The following is a 14,767-nucleotide window of genomic DNA, read 5'->3' as shown; positions in this document are numbered from 1 at the left end:
GGGTTAGAGCTCTGGATCGAGGATATCGAGCCGCAATGAAAGCGGGATGCGCGTATTGTTCTGCCCTCGCCGGCGGCGTCGCTTAACAGCCTCTGCCACCACTACAGCGCGAAGAGCCGTGGAAACGACACTGCCGGCGCCGTATTCGAAACGGACCAGCGCGCGCACGCGCCCTTCGTCCGTCTCGATCGGCACCGGCCCGAGGACCGCATCCGATGGCAATGGCAACTCTCGCAGCGCGTCGAGGGCGCGCTCAACGGAGTCGGGTACCCCTTCGACAAGGGCAACTCGAGTCGTGGGTGGCATGTGCAGCGGGGCGCGCTCTTCCAGTTCGGAGCGCGCATAGCCGGCTTGATTCCAGGTGGCCAGTGCTCGTCCGACTGCACCGTCCACGCCAACCAGATGAACCGGAGCGCCTGGCGCGGCAAGGGCTGCGGCATTGGACCACCAGCGCAGGCAGGACTCACCGATACGGAGGTCAGGCGCCTGCAGCATCCGCGAGCCGTCCAACAGCACGACCGCGCGGTAGCCCCCATCTGCCAGTGGTTCTGCGCCACGCGTTGCGACCACCAGTGCCGGCGCGGCAGAGACCAATTCGACGGGGTGTGCACCGTCGGCGACGATCACGCGCACCCCGGGAAACGCACGGCCGAGCTCGTCGGCGGTGCGTTCGCTCCCCGATGACGCCAGTCGCAGCTGTGTAGACGAACATGACGGGCAGCTCCACGCCCGCGCCGATATACCGCACCAGGCGCACACCGGCACAGCGCCTCTGTGGCGTGCCCCGAGAGGGCCTCCACAGGGCGCGCAGCGGGCGGGGGCACGGCACTCGGCGCACACCAGGCTTGGCGAGAAGCCAGGCCGCGACACCTGCACCAGTACTGGGCCGTGCTCTGTGGCCTTTCGTGCCGCGGCGAACGCGCTGGAGTGCACGCGCTGGGAGGGTGCTTCCATCTCATGAGTCGTGCTCAGCACGACCTTCGGCAGTACTCGCCGCACCGCGCGGACATCCTTCAGCCAGCCTCTGAGTACGAGGCGTTCGGCATCAGACGTGCGGGTATGCCCGGCGAGCATCAGCGCAGAACCCTCCTGCTCCTGACGCAGAAGTGCGGCATCTCTCGCGTGCACGTAGGGCGCGAGCTGTTCACCGAGCAAGGGGTCGCCGTCATCCCAGATCATGACCAGGTCAGCGCGGACCGGCGAGTAAACGGCCGAGCGGTTGCCGACGACGACGCAGGGCGCATCTTCCAGCGTGCGCAGGAACCCGCGATAGCGGTCGGGGTTCGTCTGTCGCGAGTCATGTCGCACGATGGCTTCGGGCGGCAAAAACTCCCCCAGCGTGGCGAGCAACCGGTCGAGGTCACGATGATCGGGTACCACCAGAATCGAGGAGGACCCGGATGCGAGCATCCGGGACGCTGCAGCCGCGAACAGCTCGGTCCAGCGCAGCACGCCGTCTCGGACTCCCGGAATAGCCTCGACGGCGCCGCGCTGTCGTTCCTCCAGCAGCGTGGCGAGTCCGTCGTACTCCTCGAGCACAGCGTCCGCGCGTTCGACCGATTCCGCCGTGAGCACGGGTGGCGCGGCATCCGCCTTCCACGCCTTCTCGACACGCACCTGTCGCTTGGGAATGACCAGGCGAAGGATGTCGGAAGCGGAGCCCGCAGCGCGGTCTGCTGTACGGCGGGCAAGGCGGTAAAGGCGTTCAGGCAGCACTGGCACTGCCGAGACGATCGCCTCCACCGCGGACAGCGGACGCTCAGCGTCGTCTTCTGCAGCAACCTCGATGACGTAGGCGTCGACGAGCCGCCCGGCGGTGCGCAGCGGCACACGCACGCGCACGCCGACCTGGACATCACCGAGTTCGTCCGGAAGTGCGTAATCGAACAGTCGGTCCAGCTGGGGCAGCGGAGACTCCAGCTGCACCCGCGCGATGCGCCGGCTCATCGCCGGGCTCCGCGCGTGCGCATCACAGCCCCGCGGCGCGGCGCAGCTCGTCGGCGCGGTCTGTGCGCTCCCAGGTGAACTCTTCCAGCTCGCGGCCGAAGTGGCCGTACGCGGCCGTCTGACGATAGATCGGGCGCAGCAGATCAAGTTCTTCGATGATCGCCTGCGGTCGAAGGTCGAAGACCTTGCGGATCGCTTCCGTGATCACCTCGTCGGAGACCTTCCCGGTACCGAAGCTCTCGACGTACAGACCGACGGGGCGTGCCACGCCGATCGCGTAGGCGACCTGAACTTCGAGGCGTTCTGCGAGGCCGGCGGCGACGGCGTTCTTCGCTACCCAGCGCATGGCGTAGGCGCCCGAACGGTCGACCTTCGACGGATCCTTGCCGCTGAAGGCACCGCCACCGTGGCGGGCTGCGCCACCGTAGGTGTCGATGATGATCTTGCGCCCGGTGAGCCCGGCGTCGCCCTTGGGTCCTCCAGTGACGAAGGGCCCTGCAGGATTGATGAAGTAGCGATCGTTCGCCGGCATCGCAAGACCGGTGCTCTCCAGAACCGGATCGATGACGAGGCGGCGCACCTGCTCCTTGAGATCATCCTGAGAGATATCAGGGTGATGCTGCGTGGACAGGACGACGGCGTCGATCGTCTTGGGTGTGAAGCCCTCGTAGCCGAGGGTGACCTGCGTCTTGCCGTCTGGTCGTAGGAACGCAAGTTCGCCGGAGCGGCGCACTGCGGCCAGGCGCTCTGCGATGCGATGTGCGGTGTGCCCTGCCATCGGCATGAACTCGGGAGTTTCGACCGTGGCGAAACCGAACATGATGCCTTGGTCGCCTGCGCCCAGACCGTCGAGCGCGTCAACGGAGCTGCCGTCGCGCTGTTCCTGCGCCTGATCGACGCCGTGGGCGATGTCGCTGGACTGCTCCCCCACGGAAATGCTCACGCCGCAGGAATCGCCGTCGAAGCCGGTCTCGCTGGAGGTGTAGCCGATGCTGTTGACAACCTCGCGGACGATCGTCGGAATGTCGACGTATGCCTCGGTGCGGATCTCTCCTGCGACGTGCACGAGTCCCGTGGTGACAAGAGTCTCCACAGCAACTCGTGAGCCGGGATCTTTGGCGATCAGAGCGTCGAGGATGCTGTCAGAGATCTGGTCGCAGATCTTGTCAGGGTGTCCCTCGGTGACGGACTCAGATGTGAAAAGGCGCAGTGCGCTCATCGAGGACGCAGCCCTCACTCAGCGTGGCGAATGCGGAGCTTGTCCTCGTTGATCTCGTGGAGCGCGATGGTGAGCGGCTTGTCCTCGACGGACGAGTCGACCAGGGGCCCTACGTTGTCGAACAGGTTGCCCTCGTGGAGATCTGCGTAGTAGTCGTTGATCTGGCGTGCGCGCTTGGACGCGTAGATGACCAGTTCATACTTCGAGTCGACGCGGGAGAGCAGGTTGTCGATGGGGGGATCGATAATGCCCTTGGTGTGATGACCGGCCATGGTGGACCTCCAGATCAGGCGACGGGTTCGTCGCAAAGTCGAATCGGCGGGCGCGCGAAATCGCTCAGCGCGCAGTCGCCTCAGACAATCCTACGACCTCGCGCGCTGCTGCGGCGACGTCTTCGTTCACAATCCGGTAATCGAACTCATTCTGCGCGGCCAATTCGACCTTCGCAGAGCGCAGTCGACGAGTACGTTCTTCCTCGTTTTCGGTGCCGCGGCCGACCAGCCTGTGCACCAGCTCGTCCCAGGACGGAGGCAGCAGGAAAATGAGCGTTGCCGATGGCTCCGCCGCACGCACTTGGCGGGCGCCCTGCAGATCGATCTCCAGCAGAACCGTCTTGCCCTCTGCGAGAGCAGCATCGATCGGTTGCCGCGGCGTGCCGTATCGGGAACGATTGTGGACGACCGCGTGCTCGAGCAGCGCACCCTCGTCGATCAGCCGATCGAACTCGGTGTCGTCGACGAAGAAGTAGTGCACACCGTCGATCTCGCCAGGGCGCGCCGTACGCGTCGTCGCCGAGACGGAGAGGTGGATCTCGGGATTGTGCTCACGGATGTGAGCGGCGACCGTGCCCTTACCCACTGCTGTGGGGCCGGCCAGCACCAGCAACCGGCTGCGACCGGAGCGGGGGCCCTGCTCCGGGAATCGCGAGTCGAGCCACTGCGTCAGGCTGACGCGCTGACGCACTCCGAGTCCGCCCAGACGCTTGACGGGAGAGATGTCCAGGTCGAGCAGGATCCGGTCGCGCTTGCCGATGCCGATGGCGGGCAGCGCCAGGAGGAAGTCCGTGATGCGCATCGAGCCCGCGACTGAGTCTGCATCCTCGAAGGCCTCCCGCGCGATGGACTGTGGGGCAACGACGCGCATGGTCAGCGAGCGCTTCACCGCGGCCCGCGCACGACGGCGCTCCACAGCTCGGCGTGCCGCGGCAGCCCGATCGACTTCGGGAACGGTGCGCTCAGCCATTCAGAGCCTCCTGGTACGCCACAACACGAGAATTGATTGCGTCGACGAGACCATCAGGTCCCGCCGACAGGATGCTGCGGCTCTCGGCCGCGATAACCATCGGTGCCGCTGCCCCGAAACGACCGATGAGGTCGGCAGGACCCGCTCCCTGAGCCCCGAAACCAGGACCGAGGATGGGCGCGGCCGGAGAGAACGCCGAAATACCGGCATCCGTCCAGTCGACCGTCGCACCGATGACGAAGCCGAGGCTCCCCCACTCACCATCGGCCGTCACCCGCGCGTTGCGGATGCTGACCTGCTCGATGATCGATGCAGCGACCGTCTGCGTTCCCGTCGCAACAGAACGCGCCCGCTGCACCGTTGCGGCCTCAGGGTTGCTCGTCGCCGCAAGCACGAAAACGCCCTTGCTGTTCGACTCTGCGAGTTCGAATGTGCTCTCCAGCGCGCCGATTCCGAGATACGGATTCACCGTGAGCGCATCCGCTTCAAGTGGGGACCCCGGCGTCAGCCAGGCGGCGGCATAGGCATCCATCGTGGTGCCGATGTCACCGCGCTTGGCGTCAGCGATCACGAGAAGCTCCGCCTCACGCGCTGCACGCAGCACATCCTCCAGCGCGGCGAATCCGGCGGAGCCGAAGCGCTCGAAAAACGACACCTGCGGCTTGACCAGGCCGACTCGGCCCGCGGCCGCGGCCGCGTCCACCGTACGCAGCCCGAAGTCCCTGACACCCGCAGCGGAGTCTGGGAGCCCCCAGGAGGCGAGCAGCGACTGATGCGGGTCAATTCCTACGCACAGCGGTCCGCGCGCGGTGAGAACCGCACGGACCCGCTCTCCGAACCGTTCGGTCACAGGGCAGCCTGCCGGTCGATCGCATACTCCTGGAGGCTCTTGACGCTGAAGCCCTGATCCGCAGCATCCATCGCGCTGACAGCTGCGCCAAGGACGGCGATCGTGGTGAACAATGCCTTGTCGGCAGCCACGGCAGCGGCGCGGATCTCATAGCCGTCTGCGCGCGCAGCACCACCGGAAGGAGTGTTCACAATGATGTCGATCTCGCCGTTGTTGATCAGATCAACGATGTTCTGCTCACCGGCATCAATGCTCTCGCTGTACTTGGCGACAACGGTGACGGCGATGCCGTTACGGGACAGGATCTCAGCCGTGCCCTCAGTGGCAACCAGGTTAAAGCCCAGTTGCTGCAGGCGGTGGGCAGGCAGGATCACGGCACGCTTGTCGGCGTCGGCCACGGAGATGAACACCGTGCCGGAGGTCGGCATGCCGCCGTACGCTGCGGCCTGGCTCTTCGCGAACGCGGTCGGGAAGTCCTTGTCGATGCCCATGACCTCACCGGTGGAGCGCATCTCCGGGCCGAGTACGGAATCGACGATCTTGCCAGTCTTGGTGCGGAACCGTTTGAAGGGCAGCACCGCCTCTTTGACGGACACCGGTGCATCCATCGGCACCCTGGAGCCATCTGACAGCGGGAGCATTCCCTCGGTCTTGAGCTCGGCGATCGTCGCGCCAACCATAATGCGGCTGGCCGCCTTCGCCAGCGGAATGCCCAGCGACTTCGCCACGAACGGCACCGTGCGGCTGGCACGGGGGTTCGCCTCGATGACGTAGAGCACTCCGGCGCTGATCGCGAACTGCACGTTCAGCAGGCCACGCACGCCTACGCCCTCGGCAATCGCAAGCGTGGCAATGCGCACGCGGTCGATGTCACTCCGGCCGAGCGAGATCGGTGGCAGCGTACAGCTGGAATCTCCGGAGTGGATACCGGCCTCTTCGAGGTGCTCCATGACGCCGCCGATGTACAGCTCGGCACCGTCGTAGAGCGCGTCCACGTCGATCTCGATGGCGTCATCCAGGAAGCGGTCCACGAGCAGCGGCGTGCCAGGACCGACAATGACCTCGCCCGCCGTACGGACGAAGTAGTCGCGCAGGCTGGGGGTGTCGTAGACGATCTCCATGCCGCGGCCACCGAGCACGAAGCTCGGACGAACCAGCACGGGGTAGCCGATGTCTTCGGCGATCACGACAGCGCCGTCTGCGTCAATCGCCGTGCCGTGACGCGGCGCGATGAGGCCCGCAGTGTCGAGCAACTGTGAGAACAACTCACGTTCCTCGGCAATATCGATGGCCTCGGGGCTGGTGCCCAAAACGGTGTAGCCGGCGGCCTGGATGCCCTTAGCAAGACCGAGCGGAGTCTGCCCGCCGAGCTGGCAGACGACACCGAGGATGGTGCCGCTGGCCGCTTCCGCGTCCAGGACTTCCAGTACATCCTCCAGCGTCAACGGCTCGAAGTAGAGCCGGTCGGAGGTGTCGTAGTCGGTCGAGACAGTCTCAGGGTTGCAGTTGACCATGATGGTCTCGAAGCCGGCATCCGACAGCGCGAAGGAGGCGTGCACGCAGGAATAGTCGAACTCGATGCCCTGGCCGATACGGTTCGGGCCAGAGCCGATGATGACGACCTTCGTACGCTCCGACGGCACAATTTCCGTCTCAAAGTCGTAGCTCGAGTAGTGGTATGGCGTGAGAGCCGGGAACTCGCCGGCGCAGGTGTCCACCGTCTTGAAGACCGGGCGGACACCGAACCCCTGACGCAGGCCACGAACTGCCGCCTCATCGAGGCCGCGAATCTCGGCCAGTTGGGCGTCGGAGAAGCCGTGCTCCTTCGCGTAGCGAATGGTTTCCGCGTCGAGTTCAGTGGCAGTGCGCACGGTGTCGGCGACCTCGTTGATCAGCACGATCTGGTCGATGAACCAGGGATCGATTGCAGTGGCCGCGAACGCCTGCTCAACGGTCGCGCCCTTGCGCAGCGCCTGCTGCAGCACGACAATGCGACCGTCGGTCGGCGTCTGGGAGATCTCTAGGAGTTCCTCGAGGCTGCGCGGCTCATCGCCCCAGTGGAAGCTCGATCCACGCTTCTCCAGCGAGCGAAGCGCCTTCTGCAGCGCTGTTGCGTAGTTGCGACCGAACGCCATCGCCTCGCCCACCGACTTCATGGTGGTCGTCAACGTGGCATCCGCCGCCGGGAACTTCTCGAACGCGAAGCGCGGCACCTTGACTACGACGTAGTCAAGGGTCGGCTCAAAACTCGCCGGAGTCACACCGGTGATGTCGTTCGGGATCTCATCGAGTCGGTAGCCGAGCGCGAGCTTCGCCGCGAGTTTCGCGATCGGGAAGCCGGTCGCCTTCGACGCCAATGCGCTCGAGCGAGAGACACGTGGGTTCATCTCGATCACGATGATGCGACCGTTCGAGGGGTCGACCGCGAACTGGATGTTGCATCCACCGGTATCGACGCCAACGGCACGAATGATATCGATGCCGATGTCGCGCATGTGCTGATACTCACGGTCGGTGAGGGTCAGCGCGGGCGCCACGGTGATCGAGTCGCCGGTGTGCACACCGACCGGGTCGACGTTCTCGATCGAGCAGACTACGACCGTGTTATCGGCCGTGTCGCGCATGAGCTCAAGCTCGTACTCCTTCCAGCCGAGGATCGACTCCTCTAGGAGCACCTCGTTGGTCGGTGAGTCGTGCAGACCTGCGCCGGCGATGCGGCGAAGATCGGTCTCGTCATACGCAAAGCCAGAGCCCAGACCGCCCATGGTGAAACTCGGGCGCACGACCAGCGGGTAGCCGAGTTCCGCCGCACCGGCGAGCACCTCGTCCATGGTGTGGGCGATACGAGAGTCGGCGACCTCAGCACCGGCGTCGAGGACTAGCTGCTTGAAGATCTGACGATCTTCGCCCTTGTTGATGGCCTCGAAGCTCGCGCCGATGAGCTCGACATCGTACTTCTCGAGGATGCCGTGGTTGTGCAACTCGATCGCTGCGTTGAGCGCTGTCTGCCCGCCAAGGGTCGGCAGAATTGCATCTGGACGCTCCTTCGCGATGATCGTTTCGAGGACCTGCCATGTGATCGGCTCGATGTACGTGGCATCGGCGAAGTCCGGATCGGTCATGATCGTGGCGGGGTTGGAGTTCACGAGGATGACGCGCACGCCTTCCTCGCGCAACACACGGCACGCCTGTGTTCCGGAGTAGTCGAACTCAGCGGCCTGACCGATCACGATCGGGCCGGAGCCGATGACGAGGACGGAGTTGATGTCGTCGCGCTTTGGCATTACTTGGCGTCCTTCTGGGCAATGTCGGCCACAACCAGATCACGGAAGCGGTCGAAGAGGTAGTTTGCGTCGTGCGGGCCGGCAGCGGCTTCGGGATGGTACTGCACCGAGAACGCGGGAATGTCGAGGGCGCGCAGGCCCTCCACGACGTTGTCGTTCAGGCCGATGTGGCTGACCTCGACCTGGCCGTAGCCATTCGGGCTCTCGAAGGTGCCTTCAAGAGGGGCCTCGACCGCGAACCCGTGGTTGTGGGCCGTGATCTCGATCTTGCCGGTGGACTTGTCGAGCACCGGCTGGTTGATGCCGCGGTGACCGAACGGCAGCTTGTAGGTGCCGAGGCCGAGTGCACGGCCGAGCAGCTGATTCCCGAAGCAGATACCGAAGAAGGGAAGCCCATCGTCGAGCACGCTGCGCAGGAGAGCGACGTGATCGCCCGATGCGGCCGGGTCACCGGGTCCGTTCGAGTAGAACACGGCGACCGGGTTCACCGCACGGATCTCCTCGATCGTCGCGCTCTGCGGCAGAACGTGCACCTCGAAGCCGCGAGCGGCGAGATTGTCGATCGTGGCCTGCTTCACACCGAGGTCGAGCACAGCGAGGTTTCCGAGTCGCTCCCCCAGTGCAGTCGTCACGGTGACGACATCCACCGAGACCTGGGCCGACAGATTCTGTCCGCTCATCTCTGGTGCCTGCCGCACGATCCGTACCTGCTCCTCTGGGTCAAGCGCAGCATCCGCACCGGAGAAGATGCCTCCACGCATGGAGCCGGCCGACCGGATATGACGCGTGATGGAGCGCGTATCGATTCCGCTGATCCCGATGATGTCGTCGCGAACGAGGATCTCATCGAGAGAGGCGTTGGCGCGCCAGTTGGACACCACGCGTGAGGGATCGCGCACGATGTAGCCGGCGACCCAGATGCGTCGAGACTCCGAGTCTTCGTCGTTCATCCCGGTGTTGCCGATGTGCGGCGCTGTCTGCAGGACGATCTGTCCGGCGTAGGACGGGTCGGTGAGTGTCTCCTGGTAACCGCTCATACCCGTAGCGAAGACGACTTCGCCGAGAGTGGTTCCTTGGGCGCCATAGGCGCGACCCGTGTGACGTGTGCCGTCTTCCAAGACGAGGACGGCGGGATCAGGCAGTGTCATGACGTGGCTCCTGAGTTATCGGCGGGGATGAGCCGCTGCAGTTCTGAGATGAGGTTGTTGGGGTCGCCCGCGCTGGCACGCAGGTACGAGTCGACGATCGTTGCGTCATCGACCTTCCATGCCAGCCGCACAAGTCCCCCGGGTTCGACGACCCGGTCGATCGTGACGGTTGCGCGATCCACAGCGACGATCTTCGCCGAGGCGAGGAACACTGTGGGCGATCCGTCCAGGCAGAGCGCGGCGCCGCGATCGGTGATGGCGAGCTCTCCCCGCGCACGGTAGGCCAGCGGCGTGATTGCCAGTCGTTCCAGCGGCTCGCCGTGACGGGTGGTTGATACGTAGAGAACCTCGTGGCGCGTGAGGACCTCTGCGTGTTCGGGAACACCCAGCGGCGCGGAATACACCGCGTCACGTCGAAGACGTCGTCGCCACGAAAGGAACATCGTCAGCAGGATCAGCAGCGCGACCCCGATGGTGATGGCGATTGCAATATCACGCATGCTCACGCGTTAAGCTCCTCGACGACGGTGCCAGCCTCGACGGTGACAAGACCGTGGTGGATGGTGTACTCGACACGACCGGGCAGGTCCCGACCGAGATACGGAGAGTTCTCGCTCCGACCATGCAGGTCAGCACTGGTGAACGTGCCGGAGATGCTGGGGTCGTAGAGCGTGATCTGGGCGGGCTGTCCGGCCTGCAGCGGCGTGCCGTGGCCTTCCAGCTGTCCGATGCGAGCGGGGGTCGCACTCATGACGCGGGCGACGTCTTCCCAGCCGATGAGGCCGGTCTGCACCATCGACTGGTGCACGACGCGTAGGGCGCTCTCCAGGCCCACCATGCCGTTGGCCGCAGCCTGCCATTCGCACGCCTTCGCCTCGCTCGGGTGCGGAGCGTGGTCGGTGGCGACGATGTCGATCGTGCCGTCGGCGAGACCTTCGCGCACGGCGAGGACATCCTCCTCGCGGCGCAGCGGCGGATTGACCTTGTATCGTGCGTCGTAGCCGCGCACCAGCTCGTCTGTCAGCAGCAAGTGATGCGGGGTGACCTCAGCGGTGACGTTGATGCCGCGCTTCTTCGCCCAACGGATGATATCGACCGATCCTGCGGTCGACAGGTGGCAGACGTGCAGCCGCGATCCGACATGTTCGGCGAGCAGCACATCGCGGGCGATGATCGACTCTTCGGCGACGGCGGGCCAGCCGGTGAGTCCCAGCTCGGCCGAGACGACGCCCTCGTTCATCTGGGCGCCCTCGGTGAGACGCGGATCTTGCGCGTGCTGCGCGATGACGCCGCCGAACGATTTCACGTACTCCAGCGCACGGCGCATGATGAGCGGATCGAACACGCAGAAGCCATCGTCGCTGAAGACACGGACCTTCGCGCGTGAAGTCGCCATCGCACCGAGTTCAGCGAGTCGCTCGCCCTTCTGCCCGATGGTGACGGCGCCGATGGGCTGCACCGTGGCGTAGCGTGCGGCCTCCCCCAGCGCGAGCTCCTGCTCGACCACACCGGCGGAGTCTGCGACTGGCGAGGTGTTCGGCATCGCGAAGACCGCGGTGAATCCGCCTGCTGCAGCGGCCTTCGTGCCGGTCAGGATCGTTTCGGATGCTTCGTAGCCCGGCTCGCGAAGGTGCGTGTGCAGGTCGACGAGGCCAGGCAGTGCGATGAGGCCGGATGCATCGATGACGCGGGCGCCGGAGCGGCTGAGGCCGGATCCGATCTCGGCGATGATTCCGTTTTCCACCATGATGTCGGCGCGGTCGGCGCCGAGCAGCTGAGCTCCGGTGATCACGAGGGTCTCGGTCACTTGTCTTCCCCTCGTTCGTCGTTTCGTTCTCCTGCCAGCAGCAGGTAAAGCACAGCCATGCGTACGGACACCCCGTTGGTGACCTGTTCCAGCACAGTGGATCGTGGAGAGTCTGCGGCTGCGGAGGAGATCTCCAGGCCGCGATTCATGGGTCCGGGGTGCATGACAATGCTATCGCTCGGAAGCGATGCTGCGCGCACAGCATCCAATCCCCAGCGCCTGGAATACTCCCGCTCACTCGGGAAATATGCCGCGTTCATACGCTCGAGCTGGATGCGAAGCATCATGACCGCATCCGGTCCCTCAGCGAGGGCCTCGTCAAGGTCATAGAGAACGCGCACCGGCCAGTGCGACACGTTCTGGGGAAGGAGGGTCGGCGCCGACACCAGAGTGATCTTGGCACCGAGCGTGGCGAGCAACCAGACGTTGGAGCGAGCGACCCGCGAGTGCAGCACGTCACCGACGATGACGACCTTTACCCCGGCAAGATCGCGACCACGGCTGTCGAGGCCGAATCGCCGTTTGCGAATGGTGAAGGCATCCAACAGCGCCTGAGTGGGGTGCTCATGGGTGCCGTCGCCGGCGTTCACGATGCCAGCCGAGATCCAGCCGCTCGTGGCGAGCGTGCGCGGGGCGCCGGATGCCGGATGGCGGATGACGACGGCATCCGCGCCCATCGCCTGCAGAGTCTGTGCGGTGTCCTTGAGGCTTTCGCCCTTGGAAACGCTGGAGCCCTTCGCCGCGAAGTTGATGACGTCGGCGGAAAGACGTTTGGCTGCTGCTTCGAAGGAGATGCGAGTACGGGTGGAATCTTCGAAGAACAGGTTGACCACGGTCTTGCCGCGCAGCGTCGGAAGCTTCTTGACCTCGCGAGACTGCGTGTCTGACATGTCTTCGGCAACGTCAAGGATGCGCAGGGCCGTCTCGCGGTCGAGCGTCTGAGTGTCGAGGAGGTGCCTCATACTTCGATCGTCACCTCCTCGGCGCCGTCATACTCGCGCAGTCGCACGTTGACGCGCTCGGAGCGGGCGGACGGGATGTTCTTGCCGACGAAGTCGGGGCGGATCGGGAGTTCCCGGTGTCCGCGGTCGACGAGGATAGCGAGCCGGACGACGGATGGCCGTCCGATCGACTGGATCGCGTCGAGGGCGGCACGGATGCTTCGACCGGAGAAGAGCACATCGTCGACGAGGACGACGGTCTTGCCCTCGATGCCGCCGGCAGGGATATCGGTCGGGCGCGGTGACCGCGTCGGATGCTGGGCGAGATCATCACGGAACAGCGTGACATCCAGAGACCCGACCGGAATGTCGGTCTGCGCGATCTCGCTGATCAGTGCGCCGAGACGCTGTGCGAGGGCGACGCCTCGAGTGGGAATGCCCAGCAGCACCAGATCGGCTGCGCCCCGGTTGGATTCGAGGATTTCATGGGCGATACGGGTCAATGCCCGTGAGATATCGGCTTCTTGCAGCACGGTGCGCGCGCTCATTTGCCGCTCCCTTCTCCGCCTCTCTGGACGGTGTTAAAGGTTGCTTGTGCGTTCAGTCTAGCGCGTCGGCGCTCTCCCGAAATCAGGAACTCGTCCCGAGATCAGGAGGAATCTGCAGCATCCTCCTGATCTGGGGCTGTCGTCCTGTTTTGGGCAGGTGCCTCAGGATGCCGCGCCGGCGGACTGCGTCGCGCGGATGTCGTGGCCGGTGGTGCTGAGGCACTTGCCGGTCTTAAGATCCCACTTCCAGTCGTGCATGCTGCAGGTCAGCACGCCGTCCTCATCGACCTTGCCAGTCTTGGTGAGATCTGCACGCAGGTGCGGGCAGCGGCGCTGAACGACCCAGTCGCCGATCTCGGCATCCTCGGTCTGGTCGGTCTGTTCCGAGTACCAGTTCTCGACGTACTCGATGCGATCCACTGACAGGCATTTGAGGAACGTGGTCAGGAACTCGTTGAACTTGCCGCTGCGGCCAACCGAGAACTGCATGGAGAGGAAGATCGAGTTCGACCAGTCGATCTCGTGGTCGGCGATGTTCGTCGACACGAGATCGGCGGGGATCGTGTACCAGTAGATGCACTCCTCCCCCGCGTATTCGCGAACCTTCGCCTTGGGGAAGTCGACCACCATGTCGAGCTCTCCAATGCGGAACCGGACGTTGCCGCCGACACCGAGCCGGATGGTGCGGGACTTCTTCAGCAGTGGCTCCCACCACGCCTTGATCGCTGCGAGCATCTCATCGGGCGGCAGAACCTCGGCACGGGTGGCTTCCTCGTCGCGGATCTCCTGCTGACGGCTCACGCGCTGAGATTCGAGGTAGTCCCACTTCTCATCGAAGATGTGCGCGATCTCGGCATCTGTGTAGAGCGACTGCGACATCGTGAGGTCGCTGCCTTGCAGTTCGACGACGGTGCCCGGGACAAACAGCTGACCGTTGTACTGCGGTGCCAGCTCCTTCATGTGAGCGATGAACTGCTTCTGGTCGGTGAAGATCGAGTCGTTGTCTTTGCCAAACCCGTTGTACTTGAACAGTTCGTCGCGCAGGAACATCGGCGGACCAGCCATCGGGAAGACGTGCGGTGCGTCGACCTTCTCGATGTAGAACATGGCCCGCTTGTTCTGCGAGTCACGCTTGAGGCGTGCGAAGTTCTGCTTGGCTTCCTGAGGCAGGTCGTAGACCATGGGCCACCAGATAGCTCCGGACGTCTGTGTGAAGTAGGCGTCCGGTTTGCCGAAGCTCAGCAATGTGTCCAGGTCCAGCGGATGCGAGTCGTTCTGGTTCAGCACTGAAGCGGTGCCGTCGTCGACGCTGAGAGATGAGTCACCGATGGGTCCGTCGCTGGGCGCGCGCAGCGGCGTGATCATGATCTTCAGATCGCCGCGCTGGATGACCTCGCCCGCCGGCGCGTAGGTGATGTTGTTGTAGCCCAGCCCACGGAGGTCCTGCTCGAGATCATCGATGGGATAGTCCGGGAGGAGCACCTCGATGTCCTTGCGGATGTAGCGCTCCAGCAGCGCCTTATCGAAGTGATCACGGTGGCGGTGTGAGATGTACAGGAAGTCTGCTTCTCGGCCAAACTTCGCCCAATCGAGCCCGCGGTTGTCGGGGAATGGGAACCAGGATCCGTAGAACGACGGTCCGAGAACGGGGTCGCAGATGATGTTTCCGCCGACCGTCTCGATGAACATCCCGGCGTGGCCGAGTCCCGTAATCCGCATTGCACTCCTTCTGACATGAACCCCGCAATTCTACCCGGGGTGCTCTGCACGATCCCTGCGAT

The 14,767-nt window shown here is 64.6% G+C and carries 11 protein-coding genes and 1 pseudogene; all 12 read right to left on the bottom strand.

Going from position 1 to position 14,767, the window contains the following annotated elements; genetic code table 11:
• Positions 1-3 precede the first annotated feature (3 nt).
• Positions 4-1,947 (bottom strand): primosomal protein N', encoded by a 1,944-nt coding sequence (locus ACSU1G_RS01940; protein ID WP_439278209.1) that lies wholly within the window; start codon positions 1,945-1,947, stop codon positions 4-6.
• Positions 1,948-1,969: 22 nt separating this feature from the next.
• Complete coding sequence (metK, locus tag ACSU1G_RS01935; RefSeq protein ID WP_439278208.1) at positions 1,970-3,166, bottom strand: methionine adenosyltransferase; 1,197 nt, start codon at positions 3,164-3,166, stop codon at positions 1,970-1,972.
• A 14-nt stretch (positions 3,167-3,180) separates the two neighbouring features.
• The gene (rpoZ, locus tag ACSU1G_RS01930) at positions 3,181-3,438 is read right to left on the bottom strand and encodes a DNA-directed RNA polymerase subunit omega (RefSeq protein WP_439278207.1); all 258 of its coding nucleotides are present in this window, start codon (positions 3,436-3,438) and stop codon (positions 3,181-3,183) included.
• A gap of 64 nt (positions 3,439-3,502) precedes the next feature.
• The gene (gene gmk / locus ACSU1G_RS01925; protein WP_439278206.1) at positions 3,503-4,408 is read right to left on the bottom strand and encodes a guanylate kinase; all 906 of its coding nucleotides are present in this window, start codon (positions 4,406-4,408) and stop codon (positions 3,503-3,505) included.
• Positions 4,401-5,258, bottom strand: coding sequence for an orotidine-5'-phosphate decarboxylase (pyrF, locus tag ACSU1G_RS01920; protein WP_439278205.1), 858 nt, complete (start codon positions 5,256-5,258; stop codon positions 4,401-4,403). Before pyrF ends, gmk begins: the two co-directional genes overlap by 8 nt.
• Positions 5,255-8,542: a carbamoyl-phosphate synthase large subunit gene (carB, locus tag ACSU1G_RS01915; RefSeq protein WP_439278204.1), complete on the bottom strand. Its 3,288-nt coding sequence runs from the start codon at positions 8,540-8,542 to the stop codon at positions 5,255-5,257. Before carB ends, pyrF begins: the two co-directional genes overlap by 4 nt.
• Positions 8,542-9,690: a glutamine-hydrolyzing carbamoyl-phosphate synthase small subunit gene (gene carA / locus ACSU1G_RS01910; protein ID WP_439278203.1), complete on the bottom strand. Its 1,149-nt coding sequence runs from the start codon at positions 9,688-9,690 to the stop codon at positions 8,542-8,544. Before carA ends, carB begins: the two co-directional genes overlap by 1 nt.
• On the bottom strand, positions 9,687-10,190 hold the full coding sequence (locus ACSU1G_RS01905) for a PH-like domain-containing protein (protein WP_439278672.1): 504 nt from the start codon (positions 10,188-10,190) through the stop codon (positions 9,687-9,689). The genes carA and ACSU1G_RS01905 overlap by 4 nt, the downstream gene beginning before the upstream one ends.
• Positions 10,191-10,192: 2 nt before the next feature.
• Positions 10,193-11,437: a dihydroorotase gene (locus tag ACSU1G_RS01900; protein WP_439278671.1), complete on the bottom strand. Its 1,245-nt coding sequence runs from the start codon at positions 11,435-11,437 to the stop codon at positions 10,193-10,195.
• Positions 11,438-11,493: 56 nt separating this feature from the next.
• Positions 11,494-12,459 (bottom strand): aspartate carbamoyltransferase catalytic subunit, encoded by a 966-nt coding sequence (locus ACSU1G_RS01895; RefSeq protein WP_439278202.1) that lies wholly within the window; start codon positions 12,457-12,459, stop codon positions 11,494-11,496.
• A pseudogene (pyrR, locus tag ACSU1G_RS01890) lies at positions 12,456-12,989 on the bottom strand (bifunctional pyr operon transcriptional regulator/uracil phosphoribosyltransferase PyrR); the annotation flags it as partial. The pseudogene pyrR and the gene ACSU1G_RS01895, both read right to left, overlap by 4 nt.
• Before the next feature lie 159 nt (positions 12,990-13,148).
• Positions 13,149-14,705 (bottom strand): Rieske 2Fe-2S domain-containing protein, encoded by a 1,557-nt coding sequence (locus ACSU1G_RS01885; RefSeq protein ID WP_439278201.1) that lies wholly within the window; start codon positions 14,703-14,705, stop codon positions 13,149-13,151.
• Positions 14,706-14,767: the final 62 nt, after the last annotated feature.

It is taken from the genome of Microbacterium sp. A93 (genome assembly GCF_051842835.1).
Note: the sequence above shows the minus strand (reverse complement) of the source record. Positions and strands in the feature narration are given on the sequence as shown.